The organism is Desulfovibrio sp. 7SRBS1, assembly GCF_049723905.1.
Classification (GTDB): domain Bacteria; phylum Desulfobacterota; class Desulfovibrionia; order Desulfovibrionales; family Desulfovibrionaceae.
The window spans coordinates 356,766-377,093 of the sequence record NZ_JBJKFD010000001.1; the positions used below are offsets into that span (position 1 = coordinate 356,766).

Genomic DNA, 20,328 nt, shown 5'->3' on the forward strand with positions numbered 1-20,328 from the left:
GACGAGATGAAACAATGGCTTGCTGAACTCTTCCTGAGCTGGCGGGAAAAGGCCGATACCTTCAAGTGGCTGTTTTTTGCTGCCCTTGCGGTGCTGGTCCTGCTCAACGTGGTTATTCACCCGCACCATCCCCATGTGCACGAGGAATCGTACGTAGGGTTTTGGCCTGTTTTCGCTCTTGGGGTCGGACTTGTCCTGATCTATCTGGTCAAGAAAATCCTTTCACATCTGGTCAGCGTACCCGAGGATTTCTATGAGTCAGATTAGCACCTTCTTCTACCACCCGGCTGCCGGTTTTTTTGCTCTGGCCGCAGCGTTGCCGTTCTTTCCTGGAAGGTGGTGGCGTTGGCTTCTGCCTCTCCCGGCCTTAATTGCCATAGTCTCGGTGTTGAATATGTCGCCGGGCAATTACGGCGGGCTGAACTGGATGGGCTTCGACCTTTATCTGGGGCGTGTGGATCGGCTGTCCATAATTTTTGCCAATGTTTTCGCCATTCAGGCGCTTATAGGTTTTATCTACGCGTTTCATCTGCGGGAGAAAGCGCAGCACATTTTTGCGCTGATCTATGTGGGTGGGGGACTCGGAGCCGTATTTTCGGGCGACTACCTTTCTCTTTTTCTTTTCCTTGAATTGATGAGCGTGGGATCGACCATGCTGGTCTGGTACAACGTCAAGGATAACAAAAAGGCGGGGTCTGCGGCCTTCAGGTATTTCCTCATCCATACCTTGGGCGGCCTGTTCGTGCTTGCTGGTTTTTTGCTTCGTTACAAGGCCATCCATACGTTCGCGTTCGATGCCGTGGATGTGAGCAACATGCAGTACTATGACTGGCTCATACTGATTGGTTTTGGCGTCAATGCCGCCTTCATCGGCCTGCACGCCTGGCTGCCGGACGCCTATCCGGAGGCAACCATCACTGGTGCCGTCTTCATGAGTGCCTTCACGACCAAAACGGCTGTGTACACTCTGGCGAGAGCTTTTGCCGGGGTGGATTTTCTGGCCTGGATGGGTGTGGGCATGGCTATCTACGGCGTTATCTACGCGACAATGGAAAACAATGCTCGGCGAATTCTCTCCTATCACATCATGTCGCAGGTCGGGTACATGGTGGCGGGTATCGGCATCGGTACTGCCATGACCATCAACGGTGCCTGCGCCCATGCGTATGCCCATATTCTGTACAAGGGCCTGCTTTTTATGAGCGTCGGCGCAATCCTTTATTCTTGCGGAACAGCCAAGCTGACTGAACTCGGAGGGCTGGTGGGCAGACTGCCCCTGGTCATGCTGGCCTACATGGTGGCTGGCCTTTCCATCTCAGGCTGGCCTGTGTTCAACGGCTTTATATCCAAAACCATGACCATCGCAGGGGCGTTCGAAGATCATCGGACGCTGCTCGGATTGGGAATGGAAGTGGCTGCCGTCGGCACTTTCCTCTCTGTGGGGATCAAGCTTCCATACTTCGCGTTCTGGGGTGGCAAGCCCAATGATGTGAAGCGCAAGATCAGACCTATTCCCGTAAACATGTATATCGCCATGTTCATGGGAGCATCCTTGTGCATTCTGCAGGGTGTGTATCCGCAAATGCTGTACTCGCTGCTGCCTTTCGAACCGGTCGAGTTCCACCCCTGGACATCCTGGAAGGTGCTCCAGTCTCTCATGTTGCTGTCCTTTACCGGCCTTGCCTTTTACCTGATGCGCAAGACCATGAAGCCGCACGTACAGCTCAATCTGGATTTCGAGTACTTCTACCGCCTCGGCGCCAAGGCTTTCTTGTTCTTTGTAAGCAAGCCGTTTGCCTGGGCCGATTCCATATGGACAACGGTTTACCGTGTGGTCGGTATGCGGCTCCTTTTGGCAGGTGGCCGACTGACTTCGATCTTCGACGTCAAGGCTATCGACGGTGTGGTGGACGGTACAGCCTACACGACTCGCGGAATTGGGCGACGGGCTGCAGGAACGCAGACCGGCCGTCTTGGGGACTACATGGCCGGGGCCGTGGTTGCGGCCATTGTCGTCATGGTCATTGTCTGGGCAGCGAACCGCTAACGCGCACAACGGAGCGAAGTGAACATGATCGACGTCGGCTATCCTGTTCTGACCTCACTGATATTCTTTCCGCTTGTTGCGGCAGCCATGCTCTTTTTCTTTAAACACGATGGCTTGTGCCGGGTCTTCACTCTGGCCGCCTCGGTTGTGGAAATTCTGCTGGCCTTGCCATTGCTGCGGTTCTTCAATGTTGGTGAGGCGGGCTTTCAATTCGTCGAGTTTGTGCCTTGGGTTCCTTCCCTTGGCCTGAACTACAATTTGGGTATCGACGGCATCAGCTATTTTATGGTGCTGTTGACCATAGGCATCCTGCCTCTGTGCGTGCTGTGTTCCTGGACGTACATCAAATTCCGCTCGCGGGAGTTCCACTTCTGCCTGCTGCTTATGACGTCGGCATGTATAGGCGTTTTCTGTGCATTGGACTTCATCCTTTTCTATGTTTTCTGGGAAGCCATGCTCGTGCCTATGTACCTGCTTATTGCAGTGTGGGGCGGGCCGCGGAAAAACTACGCATCCATCAAGTTTTTCCTGTATACACTGGCCGGGTCCACATTGCTGCTGGTGGCCATGGTTGCTTTCTTTCGCGAGACGGGCACGTTCTCCATTCCGGAGATCATGCAGCATTCCTTTTCATACAGGTTCCAGTTCTGGGCATTTCTGGCAATGGCTCTGGCTTTTGCCATCAAAGTGCCCATGTTCCCGTTCCACACATGGCTGCCTGCCGCTCATGTGGAAGCACCAAGCGCCGGATCGGTTATCCTGGCTTCCGTACTCATTAAGATGGGTGCGTATGGGTTCCTGCGTTTCTGCCTACCCATCACGCCGGATGCCTGCGTTACCTTTGCACCGCTTATGATTGGTCTTTCGTTGGCTGGCATATTGTACGGCGGATTCATCTGCCTGGGGCAGACCGACCTCAAAAAGCTCATTGCCTATTCATCCGTCGCTCATATGGGCTTCTGCACCTTGGGCATTTTCATGTTCAACCTGCGTGGCGTGGAAGGCGCACTCATGGTTATGTTGAACCATGGCATCGTTACCGGCGGTCTCTTTATGATGATCGGGGCGGTCTACGAACGCAGCCACAGCCGTGAGATCCGGGACAACATGGGGATGGGCAAGTATCTGCCCGCATTCATGGGATTTTGGGGGCTGTTCGCCTTATCATCGTTGGGCTTTCCGGGGCTGAACAGTTTTGTTGGTGAGGCCTTGGTGCTTATCGGCACTTTTAAGGGAAGCATACTGCTTGGCTTTATTGCCATTCCCGGAGCCATGCTCGGAGCGGCGTACATGCTGCGGTTGACTCAGCGCATGGCCTACGCTCCGGTGGGCGAGACGCCTTCACCAAAGGATAATAAATGGTGGGATCTGACCCCGCGTGAATGGATATACTTGGCTCCGCTGGCTGTGTTCACAGTGTACATCGGGCTAGCCCCTACGTTTGCTTTGAACATCATCGATCCTTCGGTCAAAAAACTTCTGACCAATTTCGAATCCGAGCGGACATCAAAAACACTGCTGGTCGATGAGGGCACTGAAGCTCAAAAGCAGGCTGCAGGGTTTCCCGAGCAGGTGCGCACAGCCATGGCCGAACTGACGAAGTTCGTCGGCCAGGGCTTGGAATAGACCGGATGACCGTTTCAACCCAGGAGACGCGACTGTGAATTTCAATCCGGCACTTATTGTTCCCGAACTGTATTTGTTGCTGGTCATATGCGGCCTTTTCATCCAGAGCATCGCGGGTGAAGGGCGGACCGGCTATATCAAGTGGGTACCGGCTGCTGCGGGACTGGGCGTGTTGGTCACGCTGGTTTCACAGAGTATGGGCGGAATCATGTTTTGGGATTCTTATCGGGTGGATGCGTTGTCCCAGTTTTTCAAGCTGGTGGTGGCCGTGGGGCTTTTCATCACCACGCTCAACGCGGTCAAGCAAAAGACCCTGCAGGAAGAACAACAGGCTGATTACTATTTGTTTTTGTGCCTGAGCGCCTGGGGCCTGATGCTGCTCTCTTCCAGCGTTGAACTGATCACCATCTATATTGCTTTGGAAATATCCTCCTACAGCCTTTACGCCGTGGTGCCGTTGCGTTCCAAAAGCAAGGCTGCTGCAGAGGCCGGTATCAAGTACATACTCTTCGGAGCGGTCGCTACTGCGCTGGCTCTGTATGGCTTTTCCTACATACTGGCGGCTCAGCACACCACGTATATAAGCCAGCTGGCTATGAAGGATTGGAGTTTTGCAGCCCAGCCCATGGCAGCACTTGGAATGCTGCTTTTTCTGGGGGGCATGTTCTACAAACTGGCGCTTTTCCCATTTCATTTCTGGTGTCCGGATGTGTACGACGGCGCGAGCAATGAAACGGCTGCATACGTGGCTACACTGCCCAAGTTGGGAGCCGTGGTCATTCTTGTGCGGATGGCTGCCTTGCTGAAACCGGGTTTGGAGATAACAACCACACTGGCCGTTTTGGGCGCATTATCCATGACGTTCGGCAACCTGGCTGCTTTGGCTCAGGACGATATCAAGCGTCTGCTTGGTTTCTCCAGTGTTGCTCATGCCGGGTATATCATGCTTGGCCTGGTTTCCGGCACTGGAGAAGGGCTGGCCGCAGCCAGCTTTTACGTGTTAATTTACCTGCTTATGAACCTGACCTGCTTTTGGGTTATCTGCCGGATTGCCTCTGATGGACGCAATCTCAAACTGGGTGATCTGGATGGTTTACACAAGCGGGCACCAGGACTAGCCTTTGTACTGGCTGTTTCGGCTTTTGCCTTGGTTGGCTTGCCGCCGACCGCCGGATTTATCGGCAAGCTTTACCTTTTGACCGCCGCCTGGAACCATGGATACAACTGGCTGGTTATTGTCGCAGCTGTAAACACTGCCATTTCCATCTATTACTATCTGAATCTTGTTCGCCACGCCTACACTTGTGACCAGAAAGAGGGAGCAGAGGTTGCCCCCATCGACCGCAATGCTGGATTCTTTGCCGTGGGTGGAGTGCTGGCCGCGATATTGTTAGTGGTGGGCTGTATGCCCAATACATTGTACACCATGGCTTTGGTCGCCGGAAAAGTCCTGCTGCCTTAGTCTGCTTCTTGCAATAAAAGCTCCTGCATCGAGTTGGTGCAGGGGCTTTTCTTATGCTGCTCAATGGAAATGGCTCTATGATTCATTGATTGTTTTTATGGTCGGTTCGCTGTGTTCTTCCTCCCCATGGAGGTTCATTTAATGTATTTTCCTTATTCGCGTTTAACGGCACCAAATACCGATCCGGTATCTTTCAGTGTTTGATACCTTTTATGTCGTTGATGCGTAGCTTGAGCTTGTGGAGCAAGCTGGTGAGACAGTGCTTTTGTCGGTTGAGCGTCCTGACGATCACTTCTTGCCCCGTGGGGATGATCCCGTGAAGGAGGCCGGATGCAGCAAATTCCGTAAACTTGGCATATCCCAGGCGGTAGGTCTTGCTGCTGGAGTAAATGGGGCGGAGGAGGTGGCTTTGCCCAACCATACTCGGGAGTCTGACACGATATTATTTTCTTTATCAATGGAAAGTCGGTCTCACTCTGGTGCCACCCAAATGGTGCGGGTTTGTTCCGGGCGCAGATAAATTCGCAGTCCGGAGGATGACTGGATAACACTATGGTTTTGGCCTCCATTGCCCAGACTACGTGCCGGAGAAACCCGCACAAGCGTAATCGTGTCCCCCTCGTTAATTCCCTCTCCCTGAAGTAGGGTGACGGCCCTGTGGCCTCCCAGGAGCTTTAGGACCTTGAAAGGACGACCTGTTCCTGCCATGGCGAATTGAAGTCTTTTGCCACCGCATTCTCCCCAAATTTTGGCGGCAGTTCCTTCTGTAAGGCGAACCGTATGCCCCTTGACCAGGGCCTCGTATTGCATGGGAGGAAGCCTACGAAGCATTTCTACCCTATCGTTCTCCCGAAGGCCAAGGATGGCTAATCCTTTTTCAAGGCCGGAACCGCACACGAGTCCTTCAACATGACCGTGTTCACCAGGATGCATTTCCATAATTGGTGTTTTGTGGTCGTCGTCATGGTGGGCAATGACTTTGGATGCCATGCCTGCAGCTAGGATAACTTCTCCCAAAGGCCCGCGTACTCGAACAGGACCAGGTTCCACTTCTTCGTCCAAGCGAATTATAATGTCACCGGGATGCAGTCCCATCCGGGCAAATCTGTCGGCCAGATGAGGGGTGTCCATTTGACTGAGAACAAGATGGACCCCATAGGGGGCTTCATCCAACAACATGAGCATGAGGGGCGACTCCTTCTATGCCGGTGGTTATGGGGGCCAAAGAAAAGTCGATGTCGTCCGAAGGGATGGGGGCGCAGGTTTTCTTTGGGGGCTGAGGTTTCTTTGGCTGCGGTGTGGAACGATTCCGCATGGCAGCGTAACCGAGAATGCCTATTGTGCTGCCGTTGTGCAGAGCGGCGGCGGTTATAGCCGGGAGCTTGCCGGCACTGGCAAAGGCCAATATGAGTGAGTTGATGCTCACTGCAGACCACAGGCAATGTCGGAGTGTGGATTCAACTTTTTGGGAAACGGCTCGTGCCAGGGCAAGTCCTCCAATGTCTTCGGTCATAAGGATAACTTGGGCTGATTCACGTGCCAGATCGGCTCCGGAAGGCATGCAGATGCCCACATCGGCACTGAGCAGGGCGGGTGCATCGTTTACCCCGTCTCCCACAAAGGCGACTTTGTGCCCCTGGTTTTGGAATCCTTTAAGGATGCGGGCTTTGTCTTCCGGCTTGAGCTCGGAATGCACTTCATCCAGCTCGGGCAGTTGCGCCCAAAGCGCTTCTGCCGTGCGTTGGTGGTCGCCAGTAAGTACTACCAATCGGGTAATTCCCATGGTTTTGAGCTGCCGGAGCATATCACGGGCTTCGTGCCGCAGCTCGTCGCGTACGCCGATGATTCCGGCAAGTTGGTTGTTGCAGGCAACGTAGAGCAGGGACTTGCCATCCCCAAGCAATTTATCTGTTTGTTCATCGGCAGACGAACAATCGATTTGTTCGTCGTCGTGAATGAAATGTCGGCTTCCCACCAGAACTCTTACGTCACGTACATAGGCGGAAACGCCATGCGCGACGACAAAATCCACCTGGCTTGCCTCGGGCAACGGCAATTTGCGTTTACGTGCTTCCGCTACAACGGCATGCGCTACCGGATGCGCGTAGTGCTCTTCCGCTCCGGCGGCCATGGAAAGAAAATCGTTTTCCGTCATGCCGTGAAGCGGAATCACGTCCGTGACGGCAAGCTGGCCTTTGGTCAAGGTGCCTGTCTTGTCGAAGAGGACCGTATCCACGCGTGCCAGCGAATCAAGAGCACTGGCACCTTTCAGAATCACCCCTTCTCGTCCTGCAACATACATGGCCGAACGTACTGCAACGGGAGTGGCAAGCTTGATGGCACATGAGTAGTCTACCGTAAGTACGGAAGCGGCGCGCGAGGCGTCGCCGGTCAGGGCGTAGATGCCGAGGCCCGCTCCGAAAGTAAGCGGAACCAGTTTGTCAGCCAGGGCCTCGGTTTGTCTTTGCGAGGTTGATTTGTCGCGCAAGGATTTTTTCAAGTAGTTGGAAATGCGTGCCATGCTGGTTTCCGAGCCGACCATTTCGGCGCGTACAACAATGCGTCCATCTTCGATTACGCCACCAGACAAAACGCTGTCTCCCGGCTTTATATGCACGGGTACGGACTCCCCTGTAACCGAACTCATATTTATAGAGGCTTCTCCGCGCATAACATCACCGTCTACAGGGACGAGTTCGCCCGGGCCGCAGACGACTTGATCTCCCACGGATGTCTGTTCGAAGGGAATTTTGCTCTCTACCTCGTCACGCAGAATCCGTACTTCTTCAACCTGTGGTTGGAGGAGATTTTTAAGAAGATCATTGGTTTTGTTTTCCGTGGAGTGTTCAACGTAGGCACCAAGCTTGAGCAGAGCCCCTACGGTATTCGAAGTAAAGTAATCGCCACGCAGTAACGCGAATAACTTGGCCGTGCCGTCCAGTACTTCAATCTTAAGTCCTCTCTCGATAAGGGTCCTTACCCCATCTACTAATGTAGGAAGGGCCAAAAACCAGCTCACTCCGGCTTTGACAGGAAGCGGAAGGGCCGGAGTTGCAGCAGCTGCTGCAATATGTCCGGCAACATCCATGATATCCGGTCCGCTTTCCCGCTCCGGATCAGGTAGAAAAGCTTCACCTGGCAGGGTGTTCAGTGTGTGGAGGATCTGATTGTGGAGGGCTTCTGTGTTGTTTTGACCTGAATGGGCCTGCGTAAACTCAATGATGATACTGGAGGCAAGACGATTGATCCGAACGTTCTGAACTCCAGGTTGGGATTCGATGAGGGCAGACAGATAGTCGACATCCAAGGCCGGGTCGTGCAACAGATTGCAGCGCAAGCGTAAGCGGTGCGGGAGGCTGTGGACGATAGTGAATTTGTTTTTGGACTGCTGGGCGGGATGTCGAGTCATGCCTTTTCCGTACTGCTTTTAAGTTTTTTACCTGTTTTGTTTTTGGGTGAGGCTGACGGATAGAGAGAATAATGCCAGACACTCAGTCCCAGTGCGGCAAATCCTGCGGCAACGTGAATCTTGCGTGCTGTACGGTTGCGTATGAATCCTGACACTGCAAGCACGCCCATGGACACGATCAGTCCGGTTTTGGCAAGCTGGCGGGCTTGGGTTTGCTCCATAAGGCATCCCTTCCCAAATGGAACTTTACTGCGCTGTTTACGGGCTGGAGCAGCTTGAGAGTTGTTGGCTGGCGCAGCAGTCTTTATCTGTTCTGAATCCTGTGGAGAGAGAGCCATGCTTGCTCCTTGCATGTTTTTTTTACGCCTTGGTAAAATACGAAAGCCGAAGAATCCGGCAGGTTGCACTCATTGCCGTCCGTACGTGCGTTCAGGCCGAGGCCCGAACTACGTTCAACCTGCCGGATTGGAGGACCACGGTTATTCTTTCTGGCTCATTTCCGCCCGGATGTCGTTGATCTGTTCCTTGACCTCCTCAACACCACCCTGCAGGGCCGACCACACCTTTACAGCTCCGGAAACCACGGCTTTCTGTACGCTGGGGTTGGCCAGTACAAGGGCTACACCAGCCCCCACGGCAAGACCTTTCAGGTAGTTGGAGTCCTGAAAGTTGAGCCACCCCTGGGTTAGGGACGAGGGCTGTGACGCCTGCTGGGGGAGTGTTTGCGGGACCTGCTGATAGGGCTGTGGATACAGGGGATTTTCAGCATAGCGGGGATCGTACGTGTTGTTGTACTTATAATCCGCAGGTTGAGCCGGTTGCTGCGCCACTGGGGGCTGTTGGTAATAATAGTCGCTCATGGCTTTCTCCTGAAGAGGTGGCTAGTTGCCCTTCTTGGTCTTGGAAGTTTTCGGGGCGGCTTCTTCCTTGATTTGGACAGGTGCCTCCACAGATGCGGCACGGGCTTTTCTCTTGTCCAAAGTTTTGTCCACAAGATATTTTGTGCCCACTGTCACCCCGATCAGTCCGGCCAGGGAGAACAGTCCACCCAGGCCCAGAGCGCTTACAACTGCCGTTCCCGTGGCAGTGGAAAGACCTGTTGTTCCGGCTTCGCGAATAATGTCCTTTACGGCTTCTTCACGGCTGATTTGTTCTTTTTGTACCTTGCCGATGTTGCGGGCAGCGGACACGGTGGCTCCGACAATAGCTCCGGCAGCACCCATTGCCAGTGTTGCACGTGGGGCGATCCCGATAGGCGAATACTTTGTCATGGCTATTTCTCCTTGGCGGCTTGCTCTTCCGCCTTGCGGTCTTCTTCAGCTTCACGTTCTTCGGCACTTTTTTCAAAAACACCCAAAAGACCGGACACGCCTCCGGCAATAGCACCCTTGATGGTGTCGTTGGTCAGGAGCAGGGTCAACCCTGCGCCTATCAGCGCTCCTTTCCAAAAGTCGGTACTGGATGTTTGGAAAAAGTTGAGAAAACGGGACACGTCCGGATTGCCTTCGGCCGCATCATTGATCAGCCCGTATAATTCTCCGTAGCGGTTTTCACTACGTTCTTCCGGCATAGTGGCAGCCTGTCCCTGGAACTGAGGCTGCATGGACGGCTGCTGTGTGTACATAGGCTGCTGTGTGTACATAGGCTGCTGGCCGTATGGAGAGAACTGTGGCTGTGCATATGTAGGTTGTTGCATGGACGGGGCCTGGTAGGTTGTTTGGAAATATGGCTGCTGCATGGGTTGTTGGGAGGGAGGCTGTTGATACATGGGCTGGCCTCCAGGAACCTGGGCTTGTCCTCCTTGGTTTTCCCCCATGGCATAGAATCCTGCCTGGGGCTGGGAGTAGGCATATGCTCCTGGTGCTCCCTGGAATGGTTCAGCTCCTGGCATCTGGGCGGAAAAATGCGGTTGGCCCATGTCTGGTCCTGCTGCGGAAGAGGGAGGCGTAGCCATAGGTTGCTGGTAGGGTTGCTGTGTAAAAGTTGCAGTACCGCCATGTTCCATTTCTGGTGACGTAGCGGGTTGTTGATCTGTGCACATTTTTAGTCCTCCTATTGGGTTTTCTCACTCAAAACTGTATGGAGTTTTTCAACCAGAGCTGAAGCTCGGACGTCATCTTTGGTTGTTGCCAATTCTTCAAGAATCTCCGGCGCAATACGTTGCGGATCATACTCAATGACCACGGAACGGGCTGCCAGGTTGAGCCGGGTGTTGTTAACTCCTGGCGGGAGCTTTTTCTGCTCCCTGGCAATTTGCAGTGCCTGCTTGTCCATGGCGATTTTGGGATTGAACTTTATCCGTATACGGCCTGGAATATGGTGCTTGACGCTTATGTAGCGCCGCAGTTGGGCAATGGCTGCAAAATCCATATGGCTTCTCTCCGAAAGTAAAAAGTTCCCTGAATTCAGTCCCCACACAATGGATTCGGAAAGCTGGAAGAGAGAGGGAGCGGTCAGTATCAGGGGATTTACTTATAAAGAGTGCATTGACCGTCTCTTCCAACCTGTAGAATTTAATTTTTCGGGGGATACTCAGTCGGTTTGAATGCAAGCAGCCGCGAAGAGTTGGCTACAACGCCCAACGTGTGGCCTATATGGACCAGCCCGGCGGTTACCGGCGAAAGAATCCCTAGAACGCCCATAGCAACCCCGATGATGTTGGAGCCTGTGGCCAGCCAAAAGTTTTGGCGTACAACTTGGAGCGTTTTTTGGCTGAGTCCGTAAACATCGGCCAAGGCATGAAGATTGTCGCTGGCAAGGGCAATATCTGCTGCCTCCACAGCTACTTCGGAACCGGACGTGCCCACAGCCACACCAACATCGGCTTTTGCCAGGGCCAGAGCATCGTTGATGCCGTCACCTACCATGAGCAGGCCAGGATGCTTCTGGGCTATTTCCTCCACCAGTAGTGCTTTTTCTTCAGGCATGATCTGGCAATGGCATTCGTCGAAACCCATTTCTTTGGCCAGGGGACGGGCGGAGTTCGGCTCGTCTCCGGTAATGAGAACAAAACGTTTGGCTCCCATGCCACGCAACCGTTCTATAACCTTGGCTGCTTCAGGACGGGCCGTGGCCGCAAATCCAATGATTCCCATAGGTTGGGAGTTGCGGAGCACATACAGCACTGTCAGCCCTTTGTTTCTCAGACGGGTGGCATGCGCCTCCAAGGGGGAAATATTTGCCTTGTGTTTTGCAGCCAGCTTGGCATTGCCCACAAGGATTTCATCATCTTTGATTACGGCGCGCATGCCCATGCCCAAGTAGTAATCACATACGCTGTGGGCTATAGGAGATATTTGGCGTTTTTCGGATTCTGCCTTGATGGCTTGGGCCAAGGGATGATGATTGTGAACTTCCACGGAACAGGCCATTTCCAGCAGGCTTTTTTCGTCTGTGTGCCCAAGGCATGTGATGTCTGTGAGGGCAGGTTCTGTAGAGGTCAGCGTCCCTGTTTTATCAAAGCAGATGGTGGTGCATTTGCCTGCCTCTTCCATAAACCTTCCGCCTTTTACGAGAATGCGGTTGCGTGCCGCTGCATTCATGGAAGCACTGATGGCTGTGGAAGCAGCCAGTACGGTAGCACATGGACAGGCCATTACCAGAAGAACGGTAAAGGCGCGCCACGCACTTGCTGTAAGTATGTATGTCGCCACGGTTGTACCAAGCCCAACCTTAACAAGTGTGGACGCCAGATGGTCGGCCACGCCTTCTATAGGAGCCCGGTTTTCCAGGGAGTCCTGAACCTTGTCCATGACCCTGGCGAGGTAGGTTGCGTCGCCAACCTGTTGCGCTCTTACGTGGATAACCCCTTCGCGCACAAAAGTACCTGCGTGGACCATGTCTCCAGCTTTTCGATGGACGAACTCTTCACGTCCTGTAAGTGGGGCCTCGTTTAGCAGGGCTTGACCTTGGACGATTTCTCCATCCACAGACACTTTTTCCCCGGTGTGGAGCACTACCGTATCGCCTTTTCGTACATCTTCTACTGCCCGCTCCACCTCCACACCGTCCACAAGGACAAAAGTGTGATGGGAGGTAAGCTTGAGTATTTCGTCGATGCTGCGGCGTGAGCGTTCGGTAATCCAGGCCGTAAGGAGCTCTGCACCGGCATTGATCCATAAAATTTCAAATGCGGTCATGGCTTCGCCTGCCGCTACTGCCGTAATGGCTCCCGCGGCAAGAAACCCATCTAGGGTCATTCTTTTTTCACGGAGGCGCTGTGCAGCATTGCGTACCAGGGGGGCCGTAAATACAAGTGCCGCAATGCCCAGAGGGCTTGCAAAAGTTTGGGCTACACCAAGTCCGAGAATTGAAGTCCTGAATACGGCAATGCCCAGTACAGTGGAAATTCCGACAAAACGACATAGGGCGGATTTTACCCCGTGTTCGTTTTTATTTTTGGAGAGTTGGCAGCATTTGGACGGATTGGAATGCGTGATCGATGAGGTAGGCATCAGAGCCTGTAATTGCTTCAGAAGATCACCTCGGGTAATCTTTTGAGTGTCGTACCGTATGATAAGGCTGGCACATTTGATGTTTTCCCGTATCCAGAGCACCCCTTGAATGTCTTGAATTTTTAGTTGCGACGGGCTGGTAGAGACTGCTGTGGAGTTGGGAAATTTGAGGCGGAGCCTACCCGGTATATCATGGCGAATACTGTAAGAAGGACTTTGCACAGGGCCCTCATTTTTGGCTGATAATTGCAAGTGAATTTTGTTATCAAAATCAAAAAGGTTTTTACAAAGCGACAAGGGGAAAGTCAACGCGGATTTTAAGAAAAGTCGGGCTTGGTTGAAGGCGCAGAAAAGTGAGCTGTACTCTTGTCGTGGCAGCTCGTCTCACGATGGATGAGCTCCCCCTATGAAGCAAGCAGTGGTAATCAGTGCAGTGGGACGTGCAGAGTCAGGATATGCCCATCATGCTCCGCCAGATGTGTCGTGAGTAAAGAAGCATGCTGAGGCATTCCACCATGCTTGTGGATATCACATGGGAGAATCCGACCTCCTGCTAGGGCAAAGCAGGCTCCCAAATGTAATAGAGCCCGGCCTTTATCTTGGATGCCGTGCTCAGAGGGCCGAGGTCCATGAGGGTTATGGGCTTGGAGTCGAACGCTGTCGTTATGTTATACTCATTATCGTTTGCTGTTTCAGCGCGGCGGTAGGCTACAATCGTGGTTTCGGACGGGAGGTTGTTTTGCTTGCGTATGGAAGCAAGTACATCATCAATGTAACCTATTTTATCCACAAGGCCCATTTGGAGGGCCTGACGGGCTGTAAACACGCGGCCCGATGAGACCTCCTTCAATTGGTCTTTTGTAAGCTCGCGGTGTGTTTGGGCAAGATGAAGAAAGCGAGAGTTCAAGTCATCGATGATGTCTTTGAAAAGGTTCTGCTCCTCCGGAGTAGGCTTGCGGAAGAGGGACCCCATGTCTTTCAGTTTTCCGGATTTGTAGGCATTCACTTCCACGCCTATTTTTCCCATCAGTCCATCCAAAGATGGCATGAGCATAATGGTCCCAATGGACCCTGTAAGACTTGTGGGATGTGCGAAAATTTTATCTGCAGCCAGCGAAGCATAGTACGCGCCGGATGTTGCAATATCCAGGAAACAAGCTGTAACCGTTGCATTTGATGCATCTTTATAGCGGGATATCTCATGGTATAAAATGTCGCTGGCAGTGATTGTGCCTCCGGGAGAATTGACCATGAGAACAACGGCTTTAATATTGGTATCCTTTTGCGCAAGGCGGAGTTGGGCGACGACATCTTGTACCATGCTGGGACGTGCCCCCAAGAGGCCTGACGTGGGGTAATCGGATATGAACCCGCGCAGGGGGATCAGCAGAATTTTTGGAGTGCCGGAATCAGGCCGTCCGGAGATAAGCCGTTCTTTGAGAGGAGTTTCCGCAGGCGTTCTAAAGAGGGTAATGCGAGGGGAGCAGGAGGAACAAAGTAAAATTAGGCACACCAGAAAGGAAAGCATGAAAATATTTTTTGAGAAGGGCATGCTGGGGGCTCCATGTTGAACGTCTACGACAGGCTTTTGTATATCATTGCGTTGGACATAAAAAAAGCCGGAAGGGGAGTCCCTTCCGGCTTGAAACGTAGCTCGGATAGTTGCGGAGTTTGTAAGCTTGCCTTTTGTACTTTGCAGCGTCGTTACCTACTAATCCACAAGATGCAAACGCATGCAGTACAGGTCAGTTCACGGCAGTGGGTACTAGAGCTTGTTCAGCATATTGCGTGTTTCAGGCGACACGTTCAGACGATTGATCTGCGTCATTCCTTTGATTGTTTTGCCGGAAGTCACCCAGCAATATTTGTGCTTCCAGCCTTCCTGCGCCAGGGTCAGCCCTAGCCAGACGGGCAGCCACAGACCAAAGGTGCCAATGGTCAGCAGCATATGCAGGGTGTGGTTGATGTTGCGGGGATGCCTGAGGGCGTCCACGCGGCTTTTACGCTCCAGGTTTCCAAAGCGGCCCATTGGTAAGTCTCCTTCCAATGTTTTGAATTGTCGTGAAGGCGCGTTTGTGTACGAAACTACGCTAAACGTCAATAGAGTAATGCAGTATTTGGAGGAGCCAAGGGGGTGTCAAAATGTAGGATGACGAAATGTTGTATTAACTACTTGATATTTATATATAAAAAATTTTCAGTCCAAAAAATTATAATCCGGTGTTGCATTGCAGTTGCTGTATTACAAGCTTTAGGACAAAAAAAATGTGAAAACGGAGGAAAGCAGGGCAAATACTTGTTATTTTAGCAAATTCTGGCGAGTGTCCGGGGGGGAAGGACGAGCTGGACGTACTGCAGTATAAGTTTTGTGTCTGTAACTACAGTTTTTATACAGTGGTACGCCAAACAAAAAAAATCACGATTCAAAGTACGGGCAAGACTGGCCGTGCAGAATTTCAAACACTTCGGCATATTTCCCTGCCCTGCTGGTTGCTCCCCTATAGGCTGCCAGTCCCTGCATGGCATCGGCGTAGTTCGCACCGGGCAAGTCAGAATAAATCATTATGGCTTCTCGTTTGCTTTCCATAGTGGCGGTGATATTTACCGCCATTTCGTGTTGGGTCATGGGGGGGCGAAGCTCATAGCCGTAGATAGTGGAAACTTGCCACGGATCGTTTTCCAAATCCGGGGCATCCGGCATGCCAGCGGCAACCGCTGCCGTTTTGATCATGCAGCTCAAGCCGTGATGTTCGGGTGCGGGATCAAGAGAATGGTATGTAAAGATGATCTCCGGGCGGAGTTCCCGAAGCATTCCGGCGGTTGCCAGCATGGTGTTTCGGGTAAAAAGCTCCGGTCCCTTGCCCAGCCGGAGAAACCGAACCGAGTCAGCATCAAGAATAGCAGCAGCCCGGCCTGCCTCCGGGCGCAGACGTTCGCAGTCTTCACCTTGGTACGCAAGAAAAACATGGATAACACGATAGCCCTGTCGCGCGAGAAGAGCCGTGGAACCACCGCATGCCATTTCAATATCGCCGGGGGTTAGCCCGAACGCGAGGATAGTAGTGTTCATATTACAACTAACTCTGGCTGAAAATTTTTCAGCTTCATAGGCTTATATTGCTTTATTGGCAAGGGCATTGCCTCGTTTGGGGGCTGAGGGGACTGTTCATAGTTTATTTGGGGCGTTGTAGGATGAATTTTTATTAGTAAAAAAATGTGTGGGTTGCTTTGTTGGTATTGATGATTTCATTTAAAATGAATTCGTAAAGACAGGGCGGGCTAAATCGGGAAAAAGGCCGCGGCAGTATAATACGTGCTCGTTATAGCGGGGAGCCAAACCGTTAGAGCTGAAAAGCCTTAAGATTGAAGAAGGTAGCGTCGGCAGCATGATTGAAAAATAAAAAAGCCTGCTCCAACCTGGGACAGGCTTTCTGATCAATCAGCAATATCAGCGAACTACCATTACCGGGCAATGGACCATTTGCAGGACCTGGTGGGTTACACTGCCCAGCAGGATTCCTTCCAGGTCCGACTTGCCCCGAGATCCCATAATAATCAGATCGCATTTTTCCAATTGCGCGACTTCGGCGATGGCTTGGGACGGGGTTCCGCCTACTATGCGGCTGGCGAACTCGACGTCTGCTTTGGTGGCCATTTCTTCCACGGGAGCCATGATTTCTTTGGAGCGATCGGTTGCATGTGCAAGAACATGTTGAAAATTAGGCTCTCCGAGAGTGATGGGTACAGGGCGGTGTACGTGGAGAAGAAGCAGGGAAGCTCCGTTGGTTTTGGCCATGTCCAGAGCGTAGTCCAACGCATTGAGGCTGTACGTGCTTCCGTCTATGGGAACAAGAATTTTGCTTATACGCATACCGTAACTCCGGATTTTAGAAAAAGTAATTAGGGGAACTCAGCCGATTACAGCTTGTATTCTACATATTGAGGCATAAATTTACAAACGCTGCATTGAGTTAGGTATATTTCCAGCTTTTCTAATTTTTGAAAGGAATGTCTTGAAAGTAGCGGAATTCTTGACCGGTGGTGGGCTTTGGAATAGCATCCCACAGCTTATGACTAAATAGCAACTGCTTGGGAGGCAGCGATTATGGTGCAAGAAAACGCAAAAATTTGGTTCAATGGGAAACTTGTTCCCTGGGGTGAGGCGAACGTTCATGTCCTCACACATGCTCTGCATTACGGTACCGCGGTTTTTGAGGGTATCCGAGCCTATAAGTGTGTGGACGGACGTTCTGCCGTTTTTCGCTTGAAGGAACACGCCGAACGTTTGGTTGAGTCGGGTAAAATTTTGGGCCTTCCCGTTCCTTATTCAAGCGAAGAAATTGCCGATGCCATTATTGAAACTCTCCAGGCAAACAAGCTGGATGCCGCATATATCCGTCCTTTGGTTTTTGTGGGTGAAGGCGGCATGGGCGTACATCCCGGCAAGAACCCCATGCATACATGCATCGCTGCGTGGGAATGGGGCGCATACCTTGGTGAAGATGCTCTTGCAAAAGGCATCCGTATCAAAACGTCCACTTTTACCCGCCACCATGTCAACATCATGATGACCAAGGCCAAAGCCAGCGGCAACTACGTCAACTCCGTTCTGGCCAAGATGGAAGCCGTGGCAGATGGTTATGACGAAGCCATGATGCTTGACCCGGACGGCTACGTGTCGGAAGGAAGCGGTGAAAACCTGTTCATCGTAACCAAGAGTGGCGCTCTCAAAACAGCTCCCCTAACTTCGGTCCTGGCGGGGATTACGCGTGACAGCGTGATGACGATGGCTCGTGACATGGGATATGAGGTTTTGGAGCAGCGGTTTACCCGCGATGAACTGTACACTGCACCGGAAGCCTTTTTTACAGGCACGGCTGCCGAGCTGACTCCCATTCGTGAATGCGATAACCGTGTTATTGGCAAAGGCAAGGCTGGTGAAGTCGCCTTGAACCTGCAGAAAGAGTTTTTTAACGTTGTTACCGGAGCTAATCCCAAATATTCGGATTGGCTGCATTACTACGAAGTCTAGGAGCACTTTTTTTTATTGTTATGAGTGGCTCCAATCTTACAGCCAAATACAGGCCTCAGCGGTTTTCCGATGTGGCGGGACAGCAGGCAGTCAAAAGCGTGCTGTCCCGTGCCGCAGCAGAGAACCGTATAGCTCCGGCCTATCTGTTCAGCGGCACCCGCGGTGTGGGCAAAACCACTTTGGCGAGAATTTTGGCCAAAGCGGTCAATTGCGAGAAGGCCCCGACGGCCGAACCATGTAACGAGTGCAGGTTCTGCCGCGCCATTACCGCGGGGACGGCCGTTGATGTGGTTGAAATCGATGCTGCGTCCAACCGTGGTATCGATGATGCCCGCCGTCTTAAAGAAGATATTGGCTATGCCCCTTTGGAGTGTCGCTATAAGGTCTTCATCATTGACGAAGCGCATATGCTTACGCGAGAAGCCTTCAATGCGTTGTTGAAAACCTTGGAGGAACCCCCTCCACACGCTTGTTTCGTATTGGCGACGACAGAGCCCCACAAATTCCCTGCCACAATCATCAGCCGCTGCCAGCATTACACATTCAAACGTTTGTTGCAGAAAGAGCTGGAAGCACATCTTTCCTGGCTTTTGAAGCAGGAAAAAATGTCTTTTGATCCCGCAGCGGTAAGCATTATTGCGCGCCGAGGATCGGGTAGTGTGCGCGATACCATGTCGCTTTTGTCCCAGGTTCTGGCTCTGGGCAGTGATCGCCTCAGTGAAGACGACGCTCGAACTGTGCTGGGACTGGCGGGGCAGGAAGTTTTTTTCGAGATAATGGACGGCGTGTACAATAAGGACTGCCCGGCGCTCAGCCGAGTTTTGCGCCAGGTCTTGGACCAGGGCTTGGACCTGGGCTTTTTTCTGCGCGAATTGTCCACAGCCTGGCGTAATATGTTTCTTTTGAGACAGGCCGGGGCTGCGGCGACGGAGCTGTTGGATATGGCCCCGCACGAGGTGGACGCCTGGAAGGAGTGGGCCGGAAAGTTCGATCTGGCGCATATCCATGCCTGCTGGCAAATGACATTGGAAGGCCAACGACGGGTGCTGACCAGCCTGGAACCAGCCATGGCGCTGGAACTCCTGCTGTTCAATCTGGCATGTCTGCCGCAGCTGATAAATCTGGACGATCCGGCCACATTACCGCCTCCAGCAGCACAGCCTTCTTCGAACCGTTCTTCTGCTCCTGCGCCTGCAGGTGAATCTCCTTCGGGGGCGGCTCAAAAAAAAACTCTTGAGTCTGACCGCGTAGCTCCGGCGGGCGCGACGTCTCGGTCCGTCCCCCCGGAAGCTCTGCAAAATACGAATGAGCCGGAGCCGATTTCGACATCTGCACAGCAATCTGCTGCGTCTATGGTCTCGGCTCCGGGTGAGGATGCCGCTTTCTTGAACACCGCAGCAGCTCCTTCGGTTCCACCATCTGAAACACATGGCAGACCAACGCCACCACCGGTTTCTGAAGGTGCAGTTTCCAGCCCTGTCCAGGGGCAATATTTGCAGAGCCCCACGCCCAAACCTGCGAAGCAAACCGCTCCCAAGGCGGCAAAATCTGATGGCAGTGTGGAAGGGTTTATGGAATTTGTGGCGCATCGTTTCGAGCTGGACGAGCGCCCTCTCAATGGTTTGGGACGGGTAAAACCTCATTTTTCCCAAGGTTGCCTCACCTTGGAGTGCATGGGCCATACGCATGCAAAATCCCTGAATGCCAGCGGCCATGTCGAGCAGGTGGAGCAATTGGCTGAGGAATATTTTGGGCCGGGCACAAAGGTTCAGCTTGACGTCAAGGGAGCGAGTCCGGACAAAAGCATGAAGCAGATTCGCGACGAAGTGCTCGCGCATCCGTCCGTTGACGGAGTGATAAAAGCCTTTGGAGCGCAGGTTGTGAAGATAAGCCGGTCCTGATTTTTTGAGATTGCTGGATTCGGTCATTATGGAGACGGCGGCGCATACGCCGTGAACGCACCTACATAACGGAGGAAAAAATGCGCGGAATGAATGACCTGGTACGTCAGGCGCAGGTAATGCATAAGAAGATCGAAAAAATGCAGAAGGAACTGGAAACCCAGACTGTGGAAGCCACCAGCGGTGGCGGCATGGTGACGGTGACCGCCAACGGAGGCGGTGAAGTTGTGGGAATCAATATCGACCCGGCTGCTGTGGACCCCAATGATGTGGATATGCTTCAGGATCTGGTTTTGGCTGCTGTTGCCGAAAGCCTGAAAAAAGCCAAGGAAATGAGCGAGTCCGAAATGAACAAAATCACTGGTGGCATGAAGCTTCCGGGGATGTTCTAAAGTTT

General features: G+C 52.6%; 19 protein-coding genes. 7 read left to right on the forward strand and 12 right to left on the reverse strand.

Annotated features, from left to right (window positions below; genetic code table 11):
• Window positions 1-6: 6 nt before the first annotated feature.
• Genes ACI0FJ_RS01735 through ACI0FJ_RS01750 form a run of 4 tightly spaced genes read left to right on the forward strand, consistent with a single transcriptional unit; the run spans window position 7 to window position 5,135 of the window.
• The gene (locus ACI0FJ_RS01735) at window positions 7-267 is read left to right on the forward strand and encodes a hypothetical protein (protein ID WP_424298178.1); all 261 of its coding nucleotides are present in this window, start codon (window positions 7-9) and stop codon (window positions 265-267) included.
• Window positions 254-2,047 carry a Na(+)/H(+) antiporter subunit D gene (locus ACI0FJ_RS01740; protein ID WP_424298180.1) on the forward strand — a complete coding sequence of 598 codons (1,794 nt, stop codon included), beginning with the start codon at window positions 254-256 and terminating at the stop codon, window positions 2,045-2,047. The genes ACI0FJ_RS01735 and ACI0FJ_RS01740 overlap by 14 nt, the downstream gene beginning before the upstream one ends.
• Window positions 2,048-2,071: 24 nt before the next feature.
• The gene (locus tag ACI0FJ_RS01745; RefSeq protein WP_424306444.1) at window positions 2,072-3,673 is read left to right on the forward strand and encodes a complex I subunit 4 family protein; all 1,602 of its coding nucleotides are present in this window, start codon (window positions 2,072-2,074) and stop codon (window positions 3,671-3,673) included.
• A 34-nt stretch (window positions 3,674-3,707) separates the two neighbouring features.
• Window positions 3,708-5,135, forward strand: coding sequence for an NADH-quinone oxidoreductase subunit N (locus ACI0FJ_RS01750; protein ID WP_424298182.1), 1,428 nt, complete (start codon window positions 3,708-3,710; stop codon window positions 5,133-5,135).
• Between the two features lie 471 nt (window positions 5,136-5,606).
• Here ACI0FJ_RS01750 and ACI0FJ_RS01755 read toward each other — a convergent pair whose 3' ends face one another.
• The 12 genes from ACI0FJ_RS01755 to ACI0FJ_RS01810 form a co-directional block, all read right to left on the reverse strand.
• Window positions 5,607-6,320, reverse strand: coding sequence for a FeoA domain-containing protein (locus tag ACI0FJ_RS01755; RefSeq protein ID WP_424298184.1), 714 nt, complete (start codon window positions 6,318-6,320; stop codon window positions 5,607-5,609).
• The gene (locus ACI0FJ_RS01760; RefSeq protein WP_424298186.1) at window positions 6,301-8,544 is read right to left on the reverse strand and encodes a heavy metal translocating P-type ATPase; all 2,244 of its coding nucleotides are present in this window, start codon (window positions 8,542-8,544) and stop codon (window positions 6,301-6,303) included. The genes ACI0FJ_RS01755 and ACI0FJ_RS01760 overlap by 20 nt, the downstream gene beginning before the upstream one ends.
• Entirely contained in the window at window positions 8,541-8,951 is a 411-nt protein-coding gene (locus ACI0FJ_RS01765) for a DUF4405 domain-containing protein (RefSeq protein WP_424298188.1), read from the reverse strand. Before ACI0FJ_RS01765 ends, ACI0FJ_RS01760 begins: the two co-directional genes overlap by 4 nt.
• Before the next feature lie 72 nt (window positions 8,952-9,023).
• Window positions 9,024-9,404, reverse strand: a complete 381-nt coding sequence (locus tag ACI0FJ_RS01770) for a YtxH domain-containing protein (RefSeq protein WP_424298190.1) — start codon at window positions 9,402-9,404, stop codon at window positions 9,024-9,026.
• Between the two features lie 21 nt (window positions 9,405-9,425).
• Window positions 9,426-9,815 (reverse strand): hypothetical protein, encoded by a 390-nt coding sequence (locus ACI0FJ_RS01775; RefSeq protein WP_424298192.1) that lies wholly within the window; start codon window positions 9,813-9,815, stop codon window positions 9,426-9,428.
• Between the two features lie 2 nt (window positions 9,816-9,817).
• Window positions 9,818-10,147 (reverse strand): hypothetical protein, encoded by a 330-nt coding sequence (locus tag ACI0FJ_RS01780; RefSeq protein WP_424298193.1) that lies wholly within the window; start codon window positions 10,145-10,147, stop codon window positions 9,818-9,820.
• Between the two features lie 449 nt (window positions 10,148-10,596).
• Window positions 10,597-10,914: an HMA2 domain-containing protein gene (locus tag ACI0FJ_RS01785; protein WP_424298195.1), complete on the reverse strand. Its 318-nt coding sequence runs from the start codon at window positions 10,912-10,914 to the stop codon at window positions 10,597-10,599.
• 143 nt (window positions 10,915-11,057) lie between these two features.
• Complete coding sequence (locus ACI0FJ_RS01790) at window positions 11,058-12,743, reverse strand: heavy metal translocating P-type ATPase (protein ID WP_424298197.1); 1,686 nt, start codon at window positions 12,741-12,743, stop codon at window positions 11,058-11,060.
• An 808-nt stretch (window positions 12,744-13,551) separates the two neighbouring features.
• A complete protein-coding gene (gene sppA / locus ACI0FJ_RS01795; RefSeq protein WP_424298199.1) occupies window positions 13,552-14,319 on the reverse strand; it encodes a signal peptide peptidase SppA in 768 nt (255 codons plus the stop codon).
• 444 nt (window positions 14,320-14,763) lie between these two features.
• Window positions 14,764-15,027: a hypothetical protein gene (locus ACI0FJ_RS01800; RefSeq protein ID WP_424298201.1), complete on the reverse strand. Its 264-nt coding sequence runs from the start codon at window positions 15,025-15,027 to the stop codon at window positions 14,764-14,766.
• Between the two features lie 387 nt (window positions 15,028-15,414).
• The gene (locus tag ACI0FJ_RS01805; RefSeq protein WP_424298203.1) at window positions 15,415-16,068 is read right to left on the reverse strand and encodes a PIG-L deacetylase family protein; all 654 of its coding nucleotides are present in this window, start codon (window positions 16,066-16,068) and stop codon (window positions 15,415-15,417) included.
• A gap of 378 nt (window positions 16,069-16,446) precedes the next feature.
• Window positions 16,447-16,869 carry a universal stress protein gene (locus ACI0FJ_RS01810; RefSeq protein WP_424298205.1) on the reverse strand — a complete coding sequence of 141 codons (423 nt, stop codon included), beginning with the start codon at window positions 16,867-16,869 and terminating at the stop codon, window positions 16,447-16,449.
• Window positions 16,870-17,103: 234 nt separating this feature from the next.
• Between ACI0FJ_RS01810 and ACI0FJ_RS01815 the strand changes: the two genes are divergently transcribed.
• The 3 genes from ACI0FJ_RS01815 (at window position 17,104) to ACI0FJ_RS01825 (ending at window position 20,323) form a co-directional block, all read left to right on the forward strand.
• Complete coding sequence (locus ACI0FJ_RS01815; RefSeq protein ID WP_424298207.1) at window positions 17,104-18,030, forward strand: branched-chain amino acid transaminase; 927 nt, start codon at window positions 17,104-17,106, stop codon at window positions 18,028-18,030.
• A gap of 20 nt (window positions 18,031-18,050) precedes the next feature.
• Window positions 18,051-19,931: a DNA polymerase III subunit gamma/tau gene (gene dnaX, locus ACI0FJ_RS01820; RefSeq protein WP_424298209.1), complete on the forward strand. Its 1,881-nt coding sequence runs from the start codon at window positions 18,051-18,053 to the stop codon at window positions 19,929-19,931.
• An 80-nt stretch (window positions 19,932-20,011) separates the two neighbouring features.
• Window positions 20,012-20,323, forward strand: coding sequence for a YbaB/EbfC family nucleoid-associated protein (locus tag ACI0FJ_RS01825; RefSeq protein ID WP_424298211.1), 312 nt, complete (start codon window positions 20,012-20,014; stop codon window positions 20,321-20,323).
• Window positions 20,324-20,328 lie beyond the last annotated feature (5 nt).

Excerpts from the sequence above, each read along its gene's own strand:
- ACI0FJ_RS01810 (WP_424298205.1), bottom strand. The coding sequence starts at position 16,869 with ATGCGTATAAGCAAAATTCTTGTTCCCATAGACGGAAGCACGTACAGC.
- ACI0FJ_RS01735 (WP_424298178.1), top strand. The coding sequence starts at position 7 with ATGAAACAATGGCTTGCTGAACTCTTCCTGAGCTGGCGGGAAAAGGCC.
- ACI0FJ_RS01805 (WP_424298203.1), bottom strand. The coding sequence starts at position 16,068 with ATGAACACTACTATCCTCGCGTTCGGGCTAACCCCCGGCGATATTGAA.
- ACI0FJ_RS01815 (WP_424298207.1), top strand. The coding sequence starts at position 17,104 with ATGGTGCAAGAAAACGCAAAAATTTGGTTCAATGGGAAACTTGTTCCC.
- ACI0FJ_RS01755 (WP_424298184.1), bottom strand. The coding sequence starts at position 6,320 with ATGCTCATGTTGTTGGATGAAGCCCCCTATGGGGTCCATCTTGTTCTC.
- ACI0FJ_RS01790 (WP_424298197.1), bottom strand. The coding sequence starts at position 12,743 with ATGACCCTAGATGGGTTTCTTGCCGCGGGAGCCATTACGGCAGTAGCG.
- ACI0FJ_RS01800 (WP_424298201.1), bottom strand. The coding sequence starts at position 15,027 with ATGGGCCGCTTTGGAAACCTGGAGCGTAAAAGCCGCGTGGACGCCCTC.
- ACI0FJ_RS01740 (WP_424298180.1), top strand. The coding sequence starts at position 254 with ATGAGTCAGATTAGCACCTTCTTCTACCACCCGGCTGCCGGTTTTTTT.
- ACI0FJ_RS01775 (WP_424298192.1), bottom strand. The coding sequence starts at position 9,815 with ATGACAAAGTATTCGCCTATCGGGATCGCCCCACGTGCAACACTGGCA.
- sppA (WP_424298199.1), bottom strand. The coding sequence starts at position 14,319 with ATGGTACAAGATGTCGTCGCCCAACTCCGCCTTGCGCAAAAGGATACC.
- ACI0FJ_RS01770 (WP_424298190.1), bottom strand. The coding sequence starts at position 9,404 with ATGAGCGACTATTATTACCAACAGCCCCCAGTGGCGCAGCAACCGGCT.
- ACI0FJ_RS01780 (WP_424298193.1), bottom strand. The coding sequence starts at position 10,147 with ATGCAGCCTCAGTTCCAGGGACAGGCTGCCACTATGCCGGAAGAACGT.
- dnaX (WP_424298209.1), top strand. The coding sequence starts at position 18,051 with ATGAGTGGCTCCAATCTTACAGCCAAATACAGGCCTCAGCGGTTTTCC.
- ACI0FJ_RS01785 (WP_424298195.1), bottom strand. The coding sequence starts at position 10,914 with ATGGATTTTGCAGCCATTGCCCAACTGCGGCGCTACATAAGCGTCAAG.
- ACI0FJ_RS01825 (WP_424298211.1), top strand. The coding sequence starts at position 20,012 with ATGCGCGGAATGAATGACCTGGTACGTCAGGCGCAGGTAATGCATAAG.
- ACI0FJ_RS01760 (WP_424298186.1), bottom strand. The coding sequence starts at position 8,544 with ATGACTCGACATCCCGCCCAGCAGTCCAAAAACAAATTCACTATCGTC.
- ACI0FJ_RS01745 (WP_424306444.1), top strand. The coding sequence starts at position 2,072 with ATGATCGACGTCGGCTATCCTGTTCTGACCTCACTGATATTCTTTCCG.